20 protein-coding genes are annotated in these 22,060 nt (G+C 42.1%); 15 read left to right on the top strand and 5 right to left on the bottom strand.

What is annotated here, in order from left to right; translation table 11 throughout:
- Positions 1–4: 4 nt before the first annotated feature.
- Positions 5–373, bottom strand: coding sequence for a phage holin family protein (locus DXD04_RS04300; RefSeq protein ID WP_007562683.1), 369 nt, complete (start codon positions 371–373; stop codon positions 5–7).
- Between the two features lie 76 nt (positions 374–449).
- A complete protein-coding gene (locus DXD04_RS04295; protein WP_007562680.1) occupies positions 450–653 on the bottom strand; it encodes a YtxH domain-containing protein in 204 nt (67 codons plus the stop codon).
- Positions 654–847: 194 nt separating this feature from the next.
- On the opposite strand from DXD04_RS04295, the gene DXD04_RS04290 reads away from it, so the two are divergent.
- The 11 genes from DXD04_RS04290 to DXD04_RS04240 all read left to right on the top strand — a co-directional run bounded on the left by DXD04_RS04290 (position 848) and on the right by DXD04_RS04240 (position 13,910).
- On the top strand, positions 848–1,342 hold the full coding sequence (locus tag DXD04_RS04290; RefSeq protein ID WP_022054022.1) for an SPOR domain-containing protein: 495 nt from the start codon (positions 848–850) through the stop codon (positions 1,340–1,342).
- A 108-nt stretch (positions 1,343–1,450) separates the two neighbouring features.
- Positions 1,451–2,404, top strand: a complete 954-nt coding sequence (locus DXD04_RS04285; RefSeq protein ID WP_117671307.1) for a PCMD domain-containing protein — start codon at positions 1,451–1,453, stop codon at positions 2,402–2,404.
- Positions 2,405–2,637: 233 nt separating this feature from the next.
- Positions 2,638–3,648, top strand: a complete 1,011-nt coding sequence (gene gap, locus DXD04_RS04280) for a type I glyceraldehyde-3-phosphate dehydrogenase (RefSeq protein ID WP_007562676.1) — start codon at positions 2,638–2,640, stop codon at positions 3,646–3,648.
- A 123-nt stretch (positions 3,649–3,771) separates the two neighbouring features.
- A complete protein-coding gene (gene miaA / locus DXD04_RS04275) occupies positions 3,772–4,683 on the top strand; it encodes a tRNA (adenosine(37)-N6)-dimethylallyltransferase MiaA (RefSeq protein ID WP_117671305.1) in 912 nt (303 codons plus the stop codon).
- A gap of 6 nt (positions 4,684–4,689) precedes the next feature.
- Entirely contained in the window at positions 4,690–5,622 is a 933-nt protein-coding gene (locus DXD04_RS04270; RefSeq protein ID WP_117671187.1) for a diacylglycerol/lipid kinase family protein, read from the top strand.
- Between the two features lies 1 nt (position 5,623).
- Positions 5,624–6,427 carry a 3-deoxy-8-phosphooctulonate synthase gene (gene kdsA / locus DXD04_RS04265; protein ID WP_117671185.1) on the top strand — a complete coding sequence of 268 codons (804 nt, stop codon included), beginning with the start codon at positions 5,624–5,626 and terminating at the stop codon, positions 6,425–6,427.
- A gap of 3 nt (positions 6,428–6,430) precedes the next feature.
- Positions 6,431–7,648: an OprO/OprP family phosphate-selective porin gene (locus DXD04_RS04260; RefSeq protein ID WP_117671183.1), complete on the top strand. Its 1,218-nt coding sequence runs from the start codon at positions 6,431–6,433 to the stop codon at positions 7,646–7,648.
- 102 nt (positions 7,649–7,750) lie between these two features.
- Positions 7,751–9,025, top strand: a complete 1,275-nt coding sequence (serS, locus tag DXD04_RS04255) for a serine--tRNA ligase (protein WP_117671181.1) — start codon at positions 7,751–7,753, stop codon at positions 9,023–9,025.
- A 275-nt stretch (positions 9,026–9,300) separates the two neighbouring features.
- Positions 9,301–11,238, top strand: coding sequence for a glycogen debranching enzyme N-terminal domain-containing protein (locus DXD04_RS04250; RefSeq protein WP_117671179.1), 1,938 nt, complete (start codon positions 9,301–9,303; stop codon positions 11,236–11,238).
- A gap of 15 nt (positions 11,239–11,253) precedes the next feature.
- The gene (locus DXD04_RS04245) at positions 11,254–12,525 is read left to right on the top strand and encodes a glycosyltransferase family 4 protein (RefSeq protein ID WP_117671177.1); all 1,272 of its coding nucleotides are present in this window, start codon (positions 11,254–11,256) and stop codon (positions 12,523–12,525) included.
- A gap of 14 nt (positions 12,526–12,539) precedes the next feature.
- Positions 12,540–13,910, top strand: a complete 1,371-nt coding sequence (locus DXD04_RS04240; protein ID WP_117671175.1) for a glycoside hydrolase family 57 protein — start codon at positions 12,540–12,542, stop codon at positions 13,908–13,910.
- 66 nt (positions 13,911–13,976) lie between these two features.
- Here the strand turns inward: DXD04_RS04240 and DXD04_RS04235 are convergent, their stop codons facing one another.
- A complete protein-coding gene (locus tag DXD04_RS04235; RefSeq protein WP_117671173.1) occupies positions 13,977–15,452 on the bottom strand; it encodes a DUF4270 domain-containing protein in 1,476 nt (491 codons plus the stop codon).
- 26 nt (positions 15,453–15,478) lie between these two features.
- Positions 15,479–16,294 (bottom strand): glycogen/starch synthase, encoded by an 816-nt coding sequence (locus DXD04_RS04230; protein WP_007562342.1) that lies wholly within the window; start codon positions 16,292–16,294, stop codon positions 15,479–15,481.
- Between the two features lie 257 nt (positions 16,295–16,551).
- Here DXD04_RS04230 and panC point away from each other — a divergent pair, with 257 nt between their 5' ends.
- Both panC and panD read left to right on the top strand, forming a co-directional pair.
- Positions 16,552–17,397, top strand: coding sequence for a pantoate--beta-alanine ligase (gene panC, locus DXD04_RS04225; protein WP_117671171.1), 846 nt, complete (start codon positions 16,552–16,554; stop codon positions 17,395–17,397).
- Between the two features lie 6 nt (positions 17,398–17,403).
- Positions 17,404–17,754: an aspartate 1-decarboxylase gene (gene panD / locus DXD04_RS04220; protein ID WP_117671303.1), complete on the top strand. Its 351-nt coding sequence runs from the start codon at positions 17,404–17,406 to the stop codon at positions 17,752–17,754.
- A gap of 231 nt (positions 17,755–17,985) precedes the next feature.
- Here the strand turns inward: panD and DXD04_RS04215 are convergent, their stop codons facing one another.
- Positions 17,986–19,350, bottom strand: a complete 1,365-nt coding sequence (locus tag DXD04_RS04215; protein ID WP_022052869.1) for a TrpB-like pyridoxal phosphate-dependent enzyme — start codon at positions 19,348–19,350, stop codon at positions 17,986–17,988.
- Positions 19,351–19,534: 184 nt separating this feature from the next.
- Here DXD04_RS04215 and DXD04_RS04210 point away from each other — a divergent pair, with 184 nt between their 5' ends.
- Both DXD04_RS04210 and DXD04_RS04205 read left to right on the top strand, forming a co-directional pair.
- Positions 19,535–21,364, top strand: coding sequence for a potassium transporter TrkG (locus DXD04_RS04210; RefSeq protein ID WP_117671169.1), 1,830 nt, complete (start codon positions 19,535–19,537; stop codon positions 21,362–21,364).
- Positions 21,365–21,367: 3 nt separating this feature from the next.
- On the top strand, positions 21,368–22,057 hold the full coding sequence (locus tag DXD04_RS04205; RefSeq protein ID WP_007562353.1) for a potassium channel family protein: 690 nt from the start codon (positions 21,368–21,370) through the stop codon (positions 22,055–22,057).
- Positions 22,058–22,060: the final 3 nt, after the last annotated feature.

Genomic DNA, 22,060 nt, shown 5'->3' with positions numbered 1-22,060 from the left:
TATTTTATTCTTTAGAAGCAGGTTCGTCAAGGAATAAGCGTGCGAGGAAATGTACCATAGGCTGGAATATCCATTGTTTTCTCATTCGGTAAATGAGTATGGCCAAGAGAAGAACTACCCCTCCAATGATGGCATATCCTCCAATCAGGCTGCCTACAAGAGGAGCCAGTGCGTATACGAGCATGAAGGAAAAATAGAAAAGAGCCATCATGCTCAAAATGATAATGATGAGTATAAGGATTAAGGTAGATAGCAGGATAGTGAGTTTTTCTACCAAATCGAGTTTGACGTATTGACCTTGAAGCTCAATGTATTTTCGTACCTCTTTAAATAAGGATTCAAGGTTATCAATGCTTTTATCGTTTGCAAACATAAGCAGTTATTCTAAGATGAAAAAAATATAAAGCAGACTTTTCCCTTGAAAAAGCCTGCTTTATATTTACGACAAATTATTCAGCGTCTTTAACTTCTGCTGCTATTTGATCGACCAAGTCTTCCATTTCGGCACGGTTCAGTCGAATACCTTTTTTGCGAAGAACTTCAGCAATTTTTCTACGGGTATCTTCACCTTTTTCCGGGGCAAACAAAATGCCGGCTGCAGCTCCTAAAGTAACACCGCCAAGGAATGCTGCTACAATACTTAAAGCTTTCATAAATCTAATTTTTAAAAGTTATTACTTTACAAATCTAATAATAATCCTGATATGTTGTTCTTTTTTCATGGAAAAATGCAGCTCCATGCTGTCGATAGAATAGAATTAACGGATTTTAATAGTATGGCAGATTTTATATTGTTACCTTTGCGACGTATTAAATTGAATATTCATCTAATATTGGTATAGATAACATGAAGAAGATTGTTGTAATGGGAATGGCTCTGTGCACTGCATTGGCATTCTCTTCTTGTAAATCAAGTGAAAGTGCTTACAAGAAAGCGTATGAAAAAGCTAAACAGCAGGAACTTGCTGAGGCTTCTGCAGCCACTGAGGCACCAGTGGAAGCTCCGGCAGTAGAAACAGCACCCGCACCTGCTCCAGTTGTATCTACAGCTCCGGTTCGTGAAGAAAAGGTAGAATTGGTTTCTGGTGATGGCTTGAAAGCTTATAGCGTAGTTTGCGGTAGCTTTGGTGTAAAAGCAAATGCGGATGGCTTGAAGTCAAAACTGGATGGAGACGGTTATAATGCAAAGGTGGTGTACAATGCAGAACGCAATATGTATCGTGTGGTTGTTGAATCATTTGATACAAGAGACGAAGCTGCTCGTGCAAGAGATGCATTTAAAGCAAAATATCCTACACGTGAAGATTTCCAAGGTGCTTGGTTATTGTATCGTGTGTATTAATGTGATATAGATAAGAATTATTATTCCATATTTCAGGATTGAAAGCGACAGTGTAAAAGCTGTCGCTTTTTTTGCTTATATTTGTCGGCTGAAAAAGATTTGGTATTTATGAAATTGAATAGGATTATAGGTATGTTTTTGCTTGGAATGCCTTTGGCTATGCAAGCACAGGAAAAGGTTGTGCCAATAAAATACGGTGATATGGATCAGTGGGTTACCCGTAAGATTCATGAGTCGGGGATTATTGGAGGAAATACAAAATTGCTGTATGAATTAGGTCCCACAAAGGAAATCGACGGAAATGTGGCTTATGTGAATCAGGGAGGATCTCCGTGGGGAAATTCTAATGTAATGGCTAAAGTGATGGGGATTGTAAAAACAAATACCAGTGTATATCCTGAACAGAGAGGAAATGGCTATTGTGCACGTCTGGAAACTCATATTGAAAGTGTAAAGGTACTGGGAATGGTGAATATCACGGTGTTAGCTTCAGGCTCTATGTTCCTGGGTGATATGAAGGAACCGATTACGGGAACTAAAGATGGAGAAAAAGCACTGAATTCAGGCCTTCCTTTTACTTCCCGTCCAAAGGCGGTTCGCTATGACTATAAGGTGCAAATGTCTGGACAACCGAACCGTATTCGTCAGACCGGATTCAGCAAGAAGACTACTGTGCCGGGGCAGGATTGTGCGATTATGGTTTGTCTGTTGCAGAAACGTTCGGAAGATGCGGAAGGAAACATTATTGCTAAGCGAGTAGGTACAGTAGCCGTAAAATACAACCGCTCGCAAGACTGGCACAATGGAGCTACTTATGAAATAATGTATGGGGATATTACGCATGACAAGCGTTATGTACCAGAATTGATGCAATTAGGTACAGGCGGATATTATGCCCGTAACAGCAAAGGAGAAAGTAAACTTATAAAAGAAGTGGGCTGGGCCAGTAAAGACGAGCATCCTACACATTTGATTCTTCAGTTTACTTCAAGTATGGGAGGAGCTTTTGTGGGGTCTCCTGGAAATAAATTATGGATAGATAATGTCAATTTGGTATATTGAGATTGCAAAAAAGCTAGGAGGAGGCAGAAAAAGCCTTTGTATATATAAAAATAAGGTGTAACAGCTGATATTTTTTGAGTATTTTTTCTCTTATTCGTTGTTTACTTTCAAAAGAAATACTTATTTTTGCATCGCAATCGGAAAGGAATAAATGTCAAATTGATGGTTTCTTTTGATTACTAATAGAGTGAGTGTTTATAAAGCAATTATAAAACCTTTAAATTTTAAACAAAATGATTAAAGTAGGTATTAACGGTTTTGGTCGTATCGGCCGTTTCGTATTCCGTGCAGCTCAGAACAGAAACGATATTCAGATCGTAGGTATTAACGACTTGTGTCCAGTAGATTACTTGGCATACATGTTGAAATATGATACTATGCACGGTAAATTCAACGGTACTATCGAAGCTGACGTTGAAAACAGCAAATTGATTGTTAACGGTAAAGAAATCCGTGTAACAGCTTGCAAAGATCCTAAAGAATTGGCTTGGGATGCAGTAGGTGCTGAATACGTAGTAGAATCTACTGGTTTGTTCTTGACTAAAGAAAAAGCTCAGGCTCACATCGAAGCTGGTGCTAAATATGTAGTTATGTCAGCTCCTTCTAAGGATGACACTCCGATGTTCGTTTGCGGTGTTAACGAAAAAACTTATGTTAAAGGTACTCAGTTCGTTTCTAACGCTTCTTGTACTACTAACTGCTTGGCTCCTATCGCTAAGGTTTTGAACGACAAATGGGGTATCACTGATGGTTTGATGACTACAGTTCACTCTACAACTGCTACTCAGAAAACTGTTGACGGTCCTTCTATGAAAGACTGGAGAGGTGGTCGTGCTGCTTCTGGTAACATCATCCCGTCTTCAACTGGTGCTGCTAAAGCTGTAGGTAAAGTTATCCCGGCTTTGAACGGTAAATTGACTGGTATGTCAATGCGTGTTCCGACTTTGGACGTATCTGTAGTTGACTTGACTGTTAACTTGGCTAAACCGGCTACTTACGCTGAAATCTGCGCTGCTATGAAGGAAGCTTCTGAAGGCGAATTGAAGGGTATTCTGGGTTACACTGAAGATGCAGTTGTTTCTTCTGACTTCTTGGGTGACACTCACACTTCTATCTTCGATGCTAAAGCTGGTATCGCTTTGACTGATACTTTCGTTAAGGTTGTTTCTTGGTATGACAACGAAATCGGTTACTCTAACAAAGTATTGGATTTGATTGCTCACATGGCTTCTGTAAACTGCTAATTAGTTTAGACTATATAGCAAGAGCCGTCAGGATTTTCTCCTGGCGGCTTTTTTTTGCGCATATTCGTGCGTGTTGTGCAGAAAAAAACTATCTTTGCCGTTGAACTTCTCAAAAATGACTTTATGAATTATGATTTGATTACGATACTTGGTCCAACGGCTTCAGGAAAGACTTCTTTGGCTGCAGCTTTGGCTGCTCGTCTGAAAACAGAAATTATTAGTGGTGACAGTCGTCAGGTGTATCGTAGGATGGATTTGGGAACGGGTAAAGATTTATCGGACTATGTGGTTGATGGCTATAAGGTTTCTTATCATTTGATTGACATTGTGGAGCCAGGCTATAAATATAATGTATTTGAATATCAACGTGATTTTTTAGTTGCATACGAAGATATAAAGGCCAGAGGACTTCTACCGATTTTATGTGGAGGTACAGGTATGTATCTGGAGTCTATTTTGAAAGGATACCGTTTGCTCCCTGTTCCGGAAAATAAAGAACTGAGAGAAAGTTTGGCTTCCAAATCGCTTGAGGAGTTGACGGATATCTTGTCTCGTTATAAGAAATTGCATAATTCAACAGATGTAGATACGGTGAAGCGAGCCATTCGGGCAATTGAAATAGAGGAATATTATTTAACTCAAGATGTCAATGCGCGTTCATTCCCCGAGATACATAGTCTGATTATCGGAGTGGATATTGATCGGGATTTGCGCAGGCAGAAGATTACCAACCGATTGAAGAAGCGCTTACAGGAAGGAATGGTTGACGAGGTGAAGGTGTTGCTGAAAGAAGGTATAAATCCTGATGACCTGATTTATTACGGTTTGGAATATAAATATTTGACTTTATATGCGGTAGGTAAGCTGTCTTACGATGAAATGTTCAGCCAGCTTGAAATCGCTATTCATCAGTTTGCCAAACGGCAGATGACCTGGTTTAGAGGGATGGAAAGAAGGGGCTTTCAGATTCATTGGATAGATGCTGAAGCACCACTGAATGAGAATGTGGAACGAATTATTGATCTGATAAAATAAACGGAAATGGCAGTAGAACCAGACAGATGGGGGGTGATTTATAACCCCAAGGCCGGAAGCCGCAAGGCTCAGAAACGTTGGCAGACTATTCGTGCTTACATGGATGAATGTAAGGTGAAATATGATTATGTACAGTCGGAGGGATTTGGTTCGGTTGAGCGTTTGGCAAAGACACTGGCTAACAACGGCTATCTTACTATTGTGATAGTAGGCGGTGATGGTGCCCTTAATGATGCTTTGAATGGTATCATGTATTCCGATGTGGAAGATAAAAGTCAGATCGCTTTAGGAATTATTCCGAACGGAATTGGTAATGATTTTGCAAAGTACTGGGGACTAAGTTCCGATGATTATAAAAAAGCGGTGGATGTGTTGATTAATCGCCGCTTAAGAAAGATTGATATTGGGGTGTTCTCGTATTTTGACGGAGAACAACATCAGACTCGTTACTTTTTGAATGCTGTATATATGGGACTTGGTGCTCGTATCGTACGGATTACCAATGAAACCCGTCGTTTTTGGGGGATTCCTTTGATTTCTTATTTAGCCTCGTTGTTTTTGGTTGCCTTTGAGCGGAAATTGCATCGGATGCATTTGAAGGTAAATGACGAACATATTCGTGGACGTATCATGGCTGTGGGAATTGGTAGTGCATACGGGTATGGACTGACTCCAAGTGCCGTTCCATATAACGGGTGGCTTGATGTGTCTATTATTTATCGTCCAGAGCTTCGTCAGTTAATTTCCGGACTTTGGATGTTGCAACAGGGAAGATTGTTGAATCATAAGACGGTCAAGCCTTATCGTACGCGATGCGTAAAGGTGCTGCGTGCACAGAATGCAGAAGTCAGTTTAGATGGTCGTCTTTGGTTAGACCGTCATTTCCCGATTGAGATTACAATAGCTCCAGAAGCAATTACTTTGATAATACCTAATTAATATGATAAAGAATATTTCTGATTTAAAGCGGGATGACATGTTTTTCCTGCTGGCAGGTCCTTGTGTGATAGAAGGAGAAGACATGGCTCTTCGTATTGCGGAACGAGTCGTAAAAATTACAGACAACTTGCATATTCCATACGTTTTTAAAGGTTCTTACCGGAAAGCAAACCGTTCACGTCTGGATTCTTTCACTGGAATAGGTGATGAAAAAGCGTTGAAAATATTGGCTAAGGTAAGAAGTACGTTTGATGTGCCTGTCGTAACAGATATTCATACCGCTTCCGAAGCAGAAATGGCTGCTGAGTATGTGGATGTGTTGCAGATACCGGCATTTCTTTGCCGTCAGACCGATTTGCTGGTTGCGGCAGCTCGCACCGGAAAAATTGTCAATATTAAGAAAGGACAGTTCTTGTCTCCTGCTGCCATGCGTTTTGCTGCTGATAAAGTCGTAGAGGCAGGTAATGATCAGGTGATGTTGACGGAACGTGGTACAATGTTTGGTTATCAAGATTTGATTGTCGATTATAGAGGAATTCCGGAAATGCAGTCTTTCGGACATCCGGTAGTGCTGGATGTGACACATTCTTTGCAACAACCTAATCAGACTTCTGGAGTGACAGGAGGTATGCCGCAGCTTATTGAAACTGTGGCAAAGGCTGGTGTGGCAGTTGGTGTGGATGGGTTGTTTATGGAAACTCATGAAGATCCTTCTAAAGCAAAAAGCGATGGAGCCAATATGTTAAAATTGGACTTGCTGGAAGACTTGCTGGTGAAACTGGTTCGTATTCGTCAATCTTTGTAATGTATGATGGGGCGGCTGGTTGAGATAAAAGTCTGGAAAGAGATTGTAGTGTCTTTGTTTGTATGCCTTACATTGTCAGTAGGAAATGGATATGCCCAAAGTGAATCTATGGTGTCTTCTACAGACAATGTGCCGCTGTTGGAGAGAATGACGGATGGTAAGCGGAAGGTGGATTGGGCAGATATGAATATTCAGTTCTGTTCTGCTGCCGATGTCTCCTTTAATAATGCCAAACTGGATGAAGCGGCATTTAAGGTACATCGTATCCGTTTGGAGGTGTTAGGGGGATTTCATGAAAAGTTTTCCTATCATTTCCGTCAGTCTTTGAATCAATACACGACTCCCAATATTCCATTGGATAATCTTTCCGGGTCGGTTGAATTGGCCATGGTGGGTTGGCAGTTGAATGATAAATGGAAGTTGACAGCCGGAAAACAACCTGTCCAGTTCAGTAGGTATGAGTGTTGGGTGAATGCCATTAAAGTGCGTCATTACTCCGATTTCAATAACACGATACCATGCTATCAGGCGGGTTTGAATGCAGCCTATAAGATGAATGACAACCATGAGTTTAATTTTCAGGTGACAAATAATCGGAACGGAGATAGTGCCGATCAGTTTATGTATGGACTTCCGGAAGGAGTAGAACCTACTAAAATACCTTTGCTGGCAACTGTTAACTGGGACGGTTATTTTGTAGGTCATGCCATGCAGCTTCGTTATTCTCTTTCCTATGGACAGCTGGCAAAGCATAAGAATGTATTTTATTTTACTTGTGGAAATGTATGGGACAAGAAACCCTTTTTAGGCTATATTGATTTCATGTATTCACGCGAGGGTGTTGACTCTAAAGGACTTATCAGTGAGGTAACAGCTGTGAATGGTGAAGGTACTACAGTGCCGAATGTGGATTACTTTACGACTATATTCAATTTAGACTATCGTGTGGCTTCACATTGGAATATGTATGTAAAGGGAGTCTATGAACAGGGCAATGTGTTCAAGTCGAATGACATGTTTTCGTCAGGTACCTATCGCAGAGTATGGAACGTACAGCTTTGTGCAGAATACTATCCTTTGAAAAACAGTGAGCTGTTGTGCTATCTTCACCTCTTATATAAGAATATACATCTGACAGAGAAAGCACGTTCCTGGGGAGCGGAAAGTTATAATCATCAGCGTATCTCATTAGGTTTGGTTTATACACTGCCCGTTTTCTGAGAAGAAGTTATTTTCTGCATGGCATCTGTTTATATATTCCAATAAAAAACTATATCTTTGCAACGCAATTACGGTTTGGATTACATTAAAAAGTAAAAAGATATGCTTACTATTAAACAAATTACAGAAGACACCGACAAGGTGATTCGTGGATTGGAGAAAAAGCATTTTGCAAATGCAAAAGAAACAATTGCAAAAGTGCTTGAACTGAATGATCAGAGACGTAGCGCACAAAACCAATTAGATAAAAATCTCTCAGAAGTAAATTCTACATCGAAGGCTATCGGTGCTTTGATGAAAGAGGGAAAAAAGGAAGAGGCAGAAGCTGCTAAAGCTCGTGTAGCTGAAATCAAAGAAATTAGCAAAGAACTGCAGGTAACGATGGATAAGGCTGCAGAAGATATGCAGAACTTGCTTTATACCATCCCTAATGTACCTTACGAAAGTGTTCCGGAAGGTTTCGGAGCTGAAGATAATGTGGTAGAGAAAATGGGAGGTATGGAAACTGAACTTCCGAAAGATGCACTGCCACATTGGGAACTGGCTAAAAAATATGATTTAATCGATTTTGATTTAGGCGTTAAGATTACAGGTGCTGGTTTCCCGGTATACAAAGGAAAAGGTGCTCGTTTGCAGCGTGCATTGATTAACTTCTTCCTGGATGAAGCTCGTGCGGCAGGTTATGAAGAAATTATGCCTCCTACAGTGGTAAATGCTGCTTCAGGATATGGTACAGGACAGTTGCCTGATAAGGAAGGTCAGATGTATCACTGCAACTTGGATGACTTGTATCTGATTCCTACAGCAGAAGTACCTGTAACTAATATTTACCGTGACGTGATTCTGGATGAGAAACAGCTTCCGATTAAGAACTGTGCTTACACTCAGTGTTTCCGTCGCGAAGCTGGTTCTTATGGAAAGGATGTTCGTGGTTTGAATCGTTTGCATGAATTCTCAAAAGTAGAGTTGGTGCGTATTGATAAACCGGAACACTCCAAACAGTCTCATCAGGAAATGTTGGACCATGTAGAAGGCTTGTTGAAAAAACTGGAACTTCCTTATAGAATTCTTCGTCTGTGCGGTGGCGATATGAGTTTTACAGCTGCACTTTGCTTCGATTTCGAAGTATATTCCGAAGCACAGAAACGTTGGCTGGAAGTAAGTTCAGTTTCAAATTTCGATACTTATCAGGCAAACCGTTTGAAATGTCGTTATCGTACAGCTGAAAAGAAAACAGAACTTTGCCATACATTGAATGGTTCTGCTTTGGCTTTGCCTCGTATCGTAGCTGCATTGTTGGAAAATAATCAGACACCGGAAGGAATCCGTATTCCTAAGGCGTTGGTTCCTTATTGCGGGTTTGATATGATTGATTAATAATATATTATAACAATATTTTCGTCTGATACAGATTTTAGGTATGCCTAAATCTGTATCAGACGTTTTTTATATAATTACCTCTTAAAACTCAAGATTGTAAGATTTTTTATAATAAAACGGGGATATATGCTTTTAGAGATAGAAAAAACAGGCTTTTGAGGTAAAAAAAAAGGATTTTGGTTTTGTTGTTTATTTTTAATCATTAAATTTGAGGGGAAATAAAAGTAACATTTTTTGTGACGAGTATTAATTTATAACCTTAATATACAACTATGAGTTATTTACGATTTGACAAGACGATAATGACAAATCTGGAAGAAACTCTAACTAGAGAAATTCTTCGTACGAATCGCTCGGGGGCTTATCATTGTTCGACAATTGTAGACTGTAATACGCGTAAGTATCATGGCTTGCTTGTGATACCTGTACCGGAGTTGGACGATGAGAACCATGTATTACTTTCCTCATTGGATGAAACTGTTATCCAGCATGGGGCCGAGTTTAATCTTGGCCTGCATAAGTATGGAGGTGACAATTTCAGTCCTAGAGGACATAAATACATCCGCGAATTCGAGTGTGAGAAAGTGCCGACAACAATTTATCGTGTAGGTGGTGTTGTTTTAAAGAAAGAGAAGTTATTTGTTCACCATGAAAACCGTATTCTAATAAGGTATACATTGGTTGATGCACATTCAGAAACAACTCTTCGTTTACGCCCTTATTTGGCTTTCCGCAGTGTACGACAGTATACACACGAAAATGCGCAGGCCAGTCGCCATTATGATGTGGTGGAGAACGGAATCAAGACATGCATGTATCCCGGTTATCCTGAACTTTACATGCAGTTGAGTAAGGAAAATCAATTCTGTTTCCAGCCCGATTGGTATAGAGGCATAGAATATCCGAAAGAACGTGAACGCGGGTATGACTTTAATGAAGACCTGTATGTGCCTGGTTACTTTGAGATTAGTATTAAGAAAGGGGAATCTGTTACTTTCTCAGGTGGTGTAGCACCAATTGAAACTACTTCGTTGAATGCTTTGTTCGCAGCAGAAATGGAACAGCGAACACCTCGCAATAACTTCAAGAACTGCCTTATTAATTCGGCACATCAGTTCCTTAACAAGCAGGACGGTGAGTCGTATATCTTAGCCGGATATCCTTGGTTTAAGTGTCGTGCACGTGACATGTTTATTTCTCTTCCGGGACTTACTCTTTCTATTGGTGAGATTGGTAAGTTTGAAATGATTATGGAAACGGCTTTAAAGGCTGTTTATGCATTCATGGAAGGTAAAGAATCTCATTTGAAAGTGACAGAAATAGAACATCCGGATGTATTGTTGTGGCTGGTATGGGCAATACAGCAATATGCCAAGATGGTGTCATGGGATGAGGCCCGAGTTAAATATGGTAAAGCCTTGAAGGATGTGATGGATTATCTGGCAGGTAATCATCATCCTAATTTGAAGGTTCATGAAAACGGATTGGTTTATACAAATGGAAGAGACAAGGCCGTTACTTGGATGAACTCTACCGTGAATGGCCGTCCGGTAGTTGCTCGTACTGGATACATTGTAGAATTTAATGCATTGTGGTACAACGCACTTTGCTTTGTGGCTGATTTGCTGTCATCAGACTATGGCTTTGTTGACTACTTGCATCAGTTCTCTGATAAAGTCTCTAAGTCATTCGTGCAGACCTTCTTGAATGAATATGGCTATCTGCTTGATTATGTAGATGGCGATATGATGGACTGGAGTGTTCGTCCGAACATGATTTTTGCAGCAGCTTTTGATTATTCTCCGTTAGATTCTAAACAGAAAAAAGGTGTTGTAGACATCGTGACTAAAGAATTGCTTACTCCGAAAGGTCTTCGTTCATTGAGTCCGAAGAGTGGAGGTTATAATCCAAACTACGTCGGTCCGCAGCTTCAGCGTGATTATGCATACCATCAGGGTACAGCATGGCCTTGGCTGGAAGGTTTCTATCTGGAGGCTTATTTGCGTATCTATAAGCGGAGTGCCATTTCCTTTGTAGAGCGTCAGCTTATCAGTTATGAAGATCAGATGACCTGTCATTGCATCAGTTCCATTCCGGAGTTGTTTGATGGTAACCCACCATTCCAGGGTAGAGGTGCTGTTTCATTTGCAATGAATGTGGCCGAAATTTTACGTACATTGAATTTGTTGGAGAAATATAACAATCAATAAAGAGGAGGGGTTTATATGAAAGTTTTGATGTTTGGTTGGGAATTTCCTCCTCATATCTTGGGAGGATTAGGTACAGCCAGTTATGGATTGACTCATGGACTTGCTCAGCAGGAAGATATGGAAATTACCTTCTGTATTCCGAAGCCTTGGGGAGACGAAGACCAGAGTTTCTTGCGTATTATAGGAATGAACAGTGTGCCTATTGTATGGCGTGACGTACAGTGGGATTATGTAAAAGATAGAGTAGGACATTATATGGATCCGCAGCTTTATTATGACTTGCGCGACCATATTTATGCAGATTTCAATTATATGCATACCAATGATTTGGGATGTATGGAGTTCTCAGGAAGATATCCTGATAATCTGCATGAAGAAATCAACAACTATTCTATTGTAGCCGGTGTGGTAGCTCGTCAGCAGCAGTTTGATATTATTCACTCACACGATTGGTTGACTTATCCGGCAGGTATTCATGCCAAGCAGGTTTCAGGAAAGCCTTTGGTTATCCATGTGCATGCCACAGACTTTGACCGAAGCCGTGGTAATGTGAATCCTACCGTTTATTCTATTGAAAAGAATGGTATGGACCATGCTGACTGTATCATGTGTGTAAGTGAGTTGACCCGTCAGACGGTTATTCATAAGTACTATCAGGATCCTCGCAAAGTATTCACCATGCATAATGCAGTGTCTCCGCTTCCAAAAGAAATACAGGATATTCAGGTTAAGAAGAATCCGAAAGAAAAGATTGTTACTTTCTTGGGACGTATTACCATGCAGAAAGGTCCGGAATACTTTGTGGAAGCTGCTGCTATGGTATTGAATCGCACGCGTAACATTCGTTTTGTGATGGCTGGTAGCGGTGATATGATGAATGCCATGATTCGTCTGGCTGCGGAAAGAGGTATTGCCGACCGTTTCCATTTCCCGGGATTCATGAAAGGCAAGCAGGTATATGAAGTATTGAAGATGAGTGATGTGTATATCATGCCGTCAGTGTCTGAGCCATTTGGTATTTCACCATTGGAAGCTATGCAATGCTGTGTACCGACGATTATCTCTAAGCAATCCGGTTGTGCCGAAATTCTATCGAAATGTATTAAGACGGATTATTGGGATATACATGCAATGGCAGATGCCATTCATTCTATCTGTACCAACGATTCACTTTATGAATATCTCCGCGATGAAGGAAAGAAAGAAGTGGATGGTATTGTATGGGAGAAAGTCGGCGTGAAGATTCGCGCACTTTATGAGCAAGTCTTAAAAAATTATGGTAAATAAAACTGCAAAACAATATGAAAACAATTTGTCTTTACTTTGAAATACACCAGATTATTCATTTGAAACGCTATCGTTTCTTTGAAATCGGTTCAGAACATTATTACTACGATGATTATGCCAATGAGCAGGGTATGAATGAAGTGGCCGAACGTTCCTATATACCGGCCTTGAGAACCCTGATTGATATGGCAAAAGCAAATAATGGCGCATTTAGAGTTGCCTTGTCTATTTCAGGTGTGGCTTTGGAACAGTTGGAAATCCACGCTCCGGCCGTAATAGAATTGCTGCATGAGTTGAATGCCACAGGTTGCTGCGAATTCCTTTGCGAGCCTTATTCACATGGATTGTCTTCATTGAAGAATGAGACTTGTTTCTGCGAAGAGGTAGAACGCATGCGTGTGAAGATTAAAGACTATTTCGGACAAGATCCTAAGGTATTCCGTAACTCCAGCTTGATTTATGACAATGAAATTGGCGGTATCGTAGCAGGAATGGGATTCAAGGGTATGCTGGCAGAAGGTGCTAAACATGTGTTAGGATGGAAGAGTCCTCACTATTTGTATCATTGTGCTGAAAATCCGAATCTGAAGCTGTTGCTGCGTGACTTTAAGTTGTCTGATGATATTAGCTTACGTTTCTCTAATACAGAATGGAGCGAATATCCGTTGTTTGCAGATAAATATATTGGCTGGATTGCTTCTCTGCCGGAAAACGAACAGGTTATCAATATCTTTATGGAATTGTCTGCTTTGGGTATCTTCCAGCCGCTGTCTTCCAATATTCTGGAATTCTTGAAAGCATTGCCGGAATGTGCTAAGCAGAAAGGCATTACTTTCTCTACTCCGTCGGAAATCGTAACGAAACTGAAATCAGTCGATATGATTGATGTACCTTATCCGATGTCTTGGGTAGACGAAGAACGTGATATTAGCCCGTGGTTAGGAAATGTAATGCAGCGTGAAGCATTTGATAAGTTGTATAGCGTGGCAGAACGTGTACATTTGTGCTCTGACCGCCGAATCAAACAGGATTGGGATTACCTGCAGGCAAGTAATAACTTCCGCTTCATGACTACAAAGCAGATGGGCGTATCGTTGGATCGTGGTATTTATGATTCACCGTATGATGCTTTCACTAACTATATGAATATTCTTGGGGACTTTATTTCTCGCGTAAATTCATTGTATCCGGTAGATATGGAAGATGAAGAACTGAATTCTTTGTTGACAACCATTCGTAACCAGGAAGAAGAGCTGGTACAGTTGAATGACCAGGTGAAACATTTGCAGTCTTTGGTTAAAGAACAGCCAGAGAAGGCTCCTGCTAAAAAAGCTCCAGCAAAGAAAACAACTGCTGCCAAAAAGACTACTACAGCAAAGAAATAAAGCTTGAGATACAGGCATAAAAAAATCCGGAAGTTTTACTTCCGGATTTTTTTATGCTCTTATTCGTTATTTGTTGAATTTCGGTTTGGTATAGATAATTTCCATCTTAATCTTTTCTCCATCCTCGCCGCCCATTAGTTTGGCTGAGTTTACTTCCAGGTCGTGCGACAAACCGATGGTGTTTCCTTGTGAGTCTGTTTCAGTTTTCACCGGAATCAATACCATAGTATTATACTCATCCCATCCTTGAGCAGGCTCTTCTTTTGTTCTCATATCGCTGAAAATCTGGCTTATCAGTCGGTTTACTTGTGAGAACGAATAGGAGTTGGTTGTACTGCTGTAAGTACCTAAGAAGGTAGTTTTACTATCGTAATTCTTTCTTTGTTCAAAGAAGTCTTTTACTTCGTTTTTACGAATAAGCAGTAAGTTCTGCGGAGTACCCATTTTGTACGGGCTATTTTCAGAATTATCGCTGACGTTCTTGTATTTAGTAAATGCCATAGATACGGAGTTCAGCGTGTCTGTACCTAACGCATCATACATTTCTTGTAAAGGAAGTTTCACTTCTGTACAAAGTCCGGCAGGAGTTTTCAGATAGGTGTGTTCCTTTTCTCCAGCCAAGCTATTTAATGTCTCTTCAGAATTACTCAAGCGAGTAGACATGAACACTTCGTTGGTTGCTGCAAAAGGAATGGAAGTATACACGACAGAATCCATAGCCCCAGTAGAAGGTCTTTCGACTAAATATTTAACTTTCATGCGCAGCCAAATATCTCCAATGTATAGAATAGCCCCTTCTCCACTTGTGGTATGAACGTAAAATCCAGGGAGTACATTGTGGATAAATGAATAAGCATCTTTGAAATAGTCCTTATTTTCTTGATATTTATTCCAAAGATATTGGCTAAAAGCTCCTGCTTCATCTTCTTTTATGCCTGAACTTTTCTTTTTATCCAAATCAATAACCAATGGTGGATAATATCCATTTTCACTTTTTATAGAGTCAATTTCTTCATCTGTCCAAGAATTGTCGCGTACGGCGTAATCCTGTTCTGCTAATTCTGGCTTCTCAGGATTATAATATCCTTCTTCTATCGGATCATAAGACGTGTAATATAAATTTAAGTCTTCGCCTGTATCATCAATTGCTTTATCAAGCATGTCCACTCTTACACGCATGGGAGCTAGTGAATCACCGAAGAAACTTGCATACGATAACTCCAATGTTGTTGCTACAATTTCTTGAGTTGTTTCCGGAAATTCGAAACCTTCCGTGCAATTGATTTGTGTGATGAAATCGGTGGTATACGTACCAAAATCCGGATCGGTGAATTTACCCAAGTATGCGCTGCTTGTACGGGAGAATACTCCGTTCTGGTTCAAGTCTGTATATTTCAGGGTTTTGGTAGTGGCCTCAAAAGTTTGAGCCGATGCAGTAATTTCATCTGCATCTGCCACGAATTCACCGACACCTGTAGTGGTATCATCACAACTGTAGAGTGTGGCTGCAAGTCCGACTGCTGCCAAGAACTTAAGTTTCATTTTCGTCCTTTTTTATGTATTCATATTTATTCGGAAACGAATACCTTGTCATAGAATGCGTCACACGCATCTGCATAGGCATCGCCCGAAGCGTATTCAAGTACCGGAATGTTCAGGCTTCGTGCGTAGTCGAGTACATTCTGGTTTACAGTTTCGTCATTTTGAATCACTCCGTCAGAGTAGGCTACTGCTAACTTGCAGAGTTCCTCATAGTTTGCCGGCGACTTCATCATGCTGACATCTTCCGGAGTTACTTCCTTGAACAGCACTTGTTCAGCAAAGTTGGGAGCTAAATTCGAATTAAATCCTTCCTGATAAAGTGAGAAAATCACCTTTGAGTCGCGGAAAGAAGGTTCATCGTAATATGCTTTCTTAATATAAAGAGGAACCATCGCACTCATCCATCCGTGACAGTGAATCACGTCCGGACACCAGCGCAGTTTCTTGACAGTTTCCAGCACACCACGGGCATAGAAGATGGCACGTTCGCCATTGTCTTCATATTCCTTTCCGTTTTCATCGCATGTCATCTGGCGATGCTGGAAATAATCATCATTATCAATAAAGTACACTTGTCTGCGTGCAGCCTGAATAGATGCCACCTTGATAATCAGCGGATGATCCGTGTCGTCGATAATCAGATTCATTCCAGACAGACGGATTACCTCATGCAATTGGTTTCTGCGTTCGTTCACGATGCCCCATTTCGGCATGAATGTTCTGATTTCGCGGCCTTTGTCTTGTATGGCTTGCGGTAAATTCTGGCCGATTAATGCCAGGTTACTTTCGGGTACGTAGGGAGTAATTTCTTGTGTAATGAATAAAACTTTTTTCGCGCTCATTGTATTATAGTTGCTCTTAACGACTGGCAAAGATACAAAAAATACACCAATGAAGCGAATCGACAGCCGTTTATAAATCCTTATAGTATGTTAATGTATTGATAAACAGTAGGCTATAATAGTGTTTGTTGTACGTTCTAAATAGGATAAATTCGCTAAATATCAAAAGAATTTTCCGTTTCCGTTTCTTTATGTGCTAAATAAATAGTTACTTTGCAGCCGTTTTCTGAATTTATGATTAAAAACAGGAATAAGAGATGAAGTTAATTCAAACAATCAGTGAGCTTCGCGCCGAACTCGATGCTTTCCGCAAAGAAGGAAAGACTATCGGACTGGTTCCGACGATGGGAGCTTTGCATGCGGGACACGCTTCGTTGGTGAATCGTGCCGTAGCTGAGAATGATGTAGTGGTAGTCAGTGACTTTGTGAACCCTACACAGTTTAACGACCAGAATGACCTTTTAAAATATCCGCGCACACGGGAGGCGGATTGTGCTTTATTGGAGAAATGTGGAGCAACGTTGGTTTTTGCTCCTTCTGTAGAAGAAGTTTATCCTGAACCCGATACCCGCCAGTTCAGCTATGCGCCGCTGGATACGGTGATGGAAGGAAAATACCGTCCGGGACATTTCAACGGGGTTTGTCAGATTGTCAGCAAATTATTCTTGATGGTGGAACCGCACCGTGCCTACTTTGGCGAGAAGGACTTCCAGCAGCTGGCCATTATCCGTGAAATGGTACGCAAGTATCCTTTCAATATTCAGATTGTGGGATGCCCGATTGTGCGTGAAGAAGACGGCCTGGCGCTGAGCAGCCGCAACGCACGTCTTACGGCAGAACAACGGAAGGAAGCTTTGCAGATTTCCAAGGCATTGTTTGCCAGTGTAGATTTCAGCAAGTCACGTGTTTTGCTTGAAACCAAGCAGTTTGTAGAAGACTGTATCCGTCGCGCACCGGGACTGGAACTGGAATATTTTGAGATTGTGGATGGCAATACGCTTCAGCCCGTAAAGGCATGGGACGAAAGCAATTACATTGTAGGTTGTATCACAGTGTATTGCGGTGAAGTACGTCTGATTGATAACATTAAATATAAAGGATAACGGATGATGATGATTGAAGTGTTGAAGTCGAAGCTTCATTGCGTAACGGTGACAGAAGCGAACCTGAACTACATGGGCAGCATTACGATTGATGAAGATTTGATGGATGCGGCTAACATGATTGCCGGTGAGAAGGTACAGATTGTAGACAATAACAATGGTGAACGTTTTGAAACCTATATCATTAAGGGTGAACGTAGCTCAGGTTGTATTTGTCTGAATGGAGCGGCAGCCCGTAAGGTACAGGTGGGCGATGTGGTGATTATCATGTCCTATGCCTTGATGGACTTTGAGGAGGCCAAGACTTTCAAGCCGACCGTGGTATTCCCGGATACGGCAACAAATCGTCTGTTGTAATTGGATTAGATAAGTTGATGAAATAAATAAAGGGTGCCGGAGGAAGATGAGAAATCTCTTTCCGGCACCCTTCGTTTTGGTATATTCTAAACGTTTTTTCGCTTACGAAAAAACGCAAGTACGTTCGTACTAAAACGCCTTTGCGTTTGAATCAAAACGTACTTGCGTTTAGGATAAAACGTCCTTGCGTTTTCTCTCAAACGCACTTGCGTTTTGGACGCGTGTCAAAAATTACACTTGAGGCACGTCCTGCAAGCTGTTTGCTATGTCTTCTTCGCTCAGTGAATAGTTGGTCAGGTTGCCCGACAGGTACTGGTCGTACGCACTCATGTCTATCAGACCATGACCGGACAAGTTGAACAGAATTACTTTTTCTTCACCCGTTTCCTTGCATTTTTCTGCTTCCTGAATAGCGGCAGCAATGGCGTGGCAAGATTCCGGAGCCGGAATGATACCTTCAGCGCGGGCAAACAGACAGCCGGCCTTGAAAGTGTCAAGCTGCTGTATGTCTACCGCTTCCATCAAATTGTCTTTCAACAGCTGAGAAACGATGACACCTGCACCGTGGTAGCGCAGACCACCGGCATGGATATTGGCAGGTGTAAAGTTGTGTCCTAAGGTAAACATCGGCAGCAGCGGGGTGTAGCCGGCTTCATCACCGAAGTCATATTCAAATTTACCTCTGGTCAGTTTCGGACAAGATGCCGGTTCGGCTGCGATATAACGTGTCTTCTTTCCTTCCAGAATGGTGTGACGCATGAACGGGAAACAGATTCCTCCGAAGTTGGAACCTCCTCCGAAGCATCCGATAATCATGTCAGGATATTCACCGGCCATTTCCATCTGCTTTTCAGCTTCCAGTCCGATGACAGTCTGGTGCAGGGTTACGTGGCTCAGCACGGACCCCAGTGTATATTTACAGTTTGGTGTGGTGCGTGCCAGCTCGATAGCTTCCGAGATGGCAGTACCCAGTGAACCCTGATGGTTCGGATATTTGGTCAGGATATTTTTTCCTGCACGGGTAGACATGGAAGGAGAAGGAGTTACCTGTGCGCCGAAGGTCTGCATGATGCTGCGGCGATAAGGCTTCTGTTCGTAACTGATTTTTACCTGATATACGGCAGCTTCCAGTCCGAACACCTTCGCGGCATACGACAAGGCAGCTCCCCATTGTCCGGCACCTGTTTCAGTAGTGATGTTCGTTACGCCTTCTTTCTTGCAGTAGTAAGCTTGTGCCAGTGCAGAGTTCAGTTTGTGTGAACCGATAGGGCTGACACTTTCATTCTTGAAATAGATGTGTGCCGGTGTACCCAGTGCTTTCTCCAGTCCGTAAGCACGTACCAGCGGGGTGCTGCGGTAGTATTTGTACATTTCCCGTACTTCTTCCGGAATTTCAATCCACGCATCAGTCTGGTTCAATTCCTGATGGCAGAGTTCCTTGGCGAAGATAGGGTAGAGGTCTTCCGGTTTCAACGGTTCTTTTGTAGCCGGGTTCAGTGGAGGCATGGGTTTGTTGACCATGTCGGCTTGAATGTTATACCAGTATTTTGGTATTTCATCTTCAGGTAAGATGAATCTTTTCTGTCTATTACTCATAATTGCTTACTATTTTTAAGTTTTCGTCAAAAATATGGAAATAAATGATAACAAACAACTCATTTTGCTTTTTTTCTTATCTGTTTTCTTACTGAATAGAATCTTGTGGTAGATTTCTCCTTTCTTTGTCGCATAAGTATATGGATTTTTCCATACATTTGTAAATACATTCATTCACTATAATATGGATTATTGGGAACGACTTTTTTTATATAATAAGAAACTGCTTATGCCGCGTGTAAACCAGCTGCTTAACTGGGTGATGGGGATTAATTTTCTGTGCGGCATTGTCTTTTTACTGACCATTGTGTATGAATATGGATTCAGGATTTCTGCGGCGGAGTATAATCTGATACATACGGTCTATCATACGGTATGGGTCATCTTTTTAGTTACAACAACGATACAGATTGTCTTTCGTCAGGAAGATTCCTCGTTTAAGTTTACTCCGTGGACATGGATTCTTACCATACTGCTTTATCTGACCTTGCTCCCTGTGGTATTCAAAAAGCCGGAGGAGACTACCGGAGTGTATTGGGTATGGGTGTTCTTTCATCATGCTTATTACAAGGGAACCATCCTGGTGCTGCTTTCTTTCTCCCAGCTGTCGGGCATTTTGGTGCGCTTGCTGGGCAAACGTACCAATCCGTCATTGATTCTGGCAGGCAGTTTCCTGGTGTTTATTCTGTTGGGTACCGGATTGTTGATGCTTCCTCGGGCCACTTACCACGGCATTTCGTTCATGGATGCGCTGTTTACCGCCACGAGTGCGACGTGCGTCACAGGGCTTGTCACCGTAGATGTGCCTTCCACCTTTACGCTGGAGGGACAAATTCTGATTATTCTCCTGATTCAGATAGGCGGACTCGGGGTGATGACGCTGACAAGTTTCTTTGCCATGTTTTTTATGGGGAATACCTCGCTTTATAATCAGCTGATGGTGGGCGACATGATCAGTTCCAACTCCTTGAATTCGCTATTGTCTACCTTATTATATATATTGGGCTTTACGCTGGCGATAGAAGGAGTCGGAATGGTGGTTATCTGGCTCAGTGTGCACGGCACGTTGGGAATGACCTTGCAGGAAGAACTTTTTTTCTCAGCCTTCCATTCCGTGTCAGCCTTTTGTAATGCAGGCTTTTCCACCTTGCCCGGTGGAATGGGCAATCCGGCCGTCATGCAGGGACATAATCTGCTTTACATTACTTTGGGACTGCTGATTGCACTGGGAGGCATCGGATTCCCGATATTGGTGAACTTGTATGAAACGGTGGCGTATTATCTGCAAGCCGGAAAATTCTGGCTGTTGCGTCGTTCCGGAAGATTCCGGAAAAAAGTACACCTGTATAATTTGAATACGAAGATTGTGCTGGTGGCTACAGTCTTTCTTTTAATAGGTGGTACGTTGGCCATTGCTGCCCTGGAGTGGAACCATTCTTTTGCGGGCATGCCGGTGGCAGACAAGTGGGTGCATGCTTTCTTTAATTCCTCTTGTCCGCGAACTGCCGGTTTTGCCAGTGTGGGGCTGACCTCCTTGTCTACTCAAACCTTGTTGCTCATGGTAGTACTGATGATGATAGGAGGAGGCACGCAATCTACGTCGGGCGGCGTGAAGGTCAATGTGTTTGCGGTGGTATTAATCAATTTATGGGCTGTAGTGCGCGGGACAGACCGGGTGGCGATTCTGCGCAGAGAACTTTCGCACGATTCTATCCGCCGTTCGAACGCGGCATTGATATTGTATCTGCTACTGGCTTTTCTGGCCATATTCCTGCTGAGTATGCTGGAGCCGGAGGCCGGGCTGCTGGCCGTTACGTTCGAATGCGTGTCGGCGCTGAGTACGGTAGGTTCGAGCCTTGACCTGACTCCTACGTTGGGCAATGACAGCAAGCTGCTGGTCATTTTGCTGATGTATATCGGTCGTGTCGGTGCATTTACCTTGCTCACCGGTCTGGTACGCCAGGAAAAGAAACGCAATTACAGGTATCCGAGTGATAACATTATCATCAACTGATGTATGAAATATTTGATTATTGGTTTAGGACATTATGGGGCCACGTTAGCCATGGAGCTGACTGCCATGGGGCATGAAGTGGTCGGTGCAGACGGAAACGGGTTGCACGTAGACAGTGTGAAGGACCGCATGGCGGCCTCGTTTGTGCTCGATGCGACAGATGAAATGGCACTTTCCGTGCTTCCGCTGAAGAGTGTGGATGCGGTAATTGTAGCCATAGGCGATAACTTCGGCGCTTCGGTCCGGATTGTGTCGTTGCTGAAAAAGCTGAAGGTGAAACGGATTTATGCACGGGCGGTAGACGAAGTACATAAGGGAGTACTCGAAGCCTTCTCGATAGACCGTATCCTGACACCGGAACAGGATGCAGCACGTTTGCTGGCACAGCAGTTGGAACTGGATGGCGGGGCCGAATTTTTCCAGATAGACGGCAATACCTACGTGTTCAAGCTGGAAATTCCGGAGAAACTGGTGGGCTATCACATCAATGAGCTGAACCTGGAACAAGAATTCGGCCTGAAACTGATTTCTCTGGTACAAGGTAAACAGGTGAAGAACTTCCTGGGTATATCTGTCTTTGAGAAAGAAGTGGCCAATACATTCCCTGAGGATTATGCACTCCAGAAAGGCGACGGACTGGTGTGCTACGGATCTTATTCCAGTTTCATGCAATTCTGGAAATCAGTCCGTTAGTCC

The organism is Phocaeicola plebeius, assembly GCF_003437535.1.
In the GTDB taxonomy this organism is placed as follows: Bacteria; Bacteroidota; Bacteroidia; order Bacteroidales; family Bacteroidaceae; genus Phocaeicola; species Phocaeicola plebeius_A.
Note: the sequence above shows the minus strand (reverse complement) of the source record. Positions and strands in the feature narration are given on the sequence as shown.

Coding starts and splice junctions, on each gene's coding strand:
- DXD04_RS04240 (WP_117671175.1), top strand. CDS start 12,540: ATGAAAACAATTTGTCTTTACTTTGAAATACACCAGATTATTCATTTG.
- DXD04_RS04250 (WP_117671179.1), top strand. CDS start 9,301: ATGAGTTATTTACGATTTGACAAGACGATAATGACAAATCTGGAAGAA.
- DXD04_RS04285 (WP_117671307.1), top strand. CDS start 1,451: ATGAAATTGAATAGGATTATAGGTATGTTTTTGCTTGGAATGCCTTTG.
- kdsA (WP_117671185.1), top strand. CDS start 5,624: ATGATAAAGAATATTTCTGATTTAAAGCGGGATGACATGTTTTTCCTG.
- DXD04_RS04230 (WP_007562342.1), bottom strand. CDS start 16,294: ATGAGCGCGAAAAAAGTTTTATTCATTACACAAGAAATTACTCCCTAC.
- DXD04_RS04205 (WP_007562353.1), top strand. CDS start 21,368: ATGAAATATTTGATTATTGGTTTAGGACATTATGGGGCCACGTTAGCC.
- DXD04_RS04270 (WP_117671187.1), top strand. CDS start 4,690: ATGGCAGTAGAACCAGACAGATGGGGGGTGATTTATAACCCCAAGGCC.
- DXD04_RS04245 (WP_117671177.1), top strand. CDS start 11,254: ATGAAAGTTTTGATGTTTGGTTGGGAATTTCCTCCTCATATCTTGGGA.
- panD (WP_117671303.1), top strand. CDS start 17,404: ATGATGATTGAAGTGTTGAAGTCGAAGCTTCATTGCGTAACGGTGACA.
- DXD04_RS04210 (WP_117671169.1), top strand. CDS start 19,535: ATGGATTATTGGGAACGACTTTTTTTATATAATAAGAAACTGCTTATG.
- serS (WP_117671181.1), top strand. CDS start 7,751: ATGCTTACTATTAAACAAATTACAGAAGACACCGACAAGGTGATTCGT.
- DXD04_RS04235 (WP_117671173.1), bottom strand. CDS start 15,452: ATGAAACTTAAGTTCTTGGCAGCAGTCGGACTTGCAGCCACACTCTAC.
- DXD04_RS04290 (WP_022054022.1), top strand. CDS start 848: ATGAAGAAGATTGTTGTAATGGGAATGGCTCTGTGCACTGCATTGGCA.
- panC (WP_117671171.1), top strand. CDS start 16,552: ATGAAGTTAATTCAAACAATCAGTGAGCTTCGCGCCGAACTCGATGCT.
- miaA (WP_117671305.1), top strand. CDS start 3,772: ATGAATTATGATTTGATTACGATACTTGGTCCAACGGCTTCAGGAAAG.
- DXD04_RS04215 (WP_022052869.1), bottom strand. CDS start 19,350: ATGAGTAATAGACAGAAAAGATTCATCTTACCTGAAGATGAAATACCA.
- gap (WP_007562676.1), top strand. CDS start 2,638: ATGATTAAAGTAGGTATTAACGGTTTTGGTCGTATCGGCCGTTTCGTA.
- DXD04_RS04260 (WP_117671183.1), top strand. CDS start 6,431: ATGATGGGGCGGCTGGTTGAGATAAAAGTCTGGAAAGAGATTGTAGTG.
- DXD04_RS04300 (WP_007562683.1), bottom strand. CDS start 373: ATGTTTGCAAACGATAAAAGCATTGATAACCTTGAATCCTTATTTAAA.
- DXD04_RS04295 (WP_007562680.1), bottom strand. CDS start 653: ATGAAAGCTTTAAGTATTGTAGCAGCATTCCTTGGCGGTGTTACTTTA.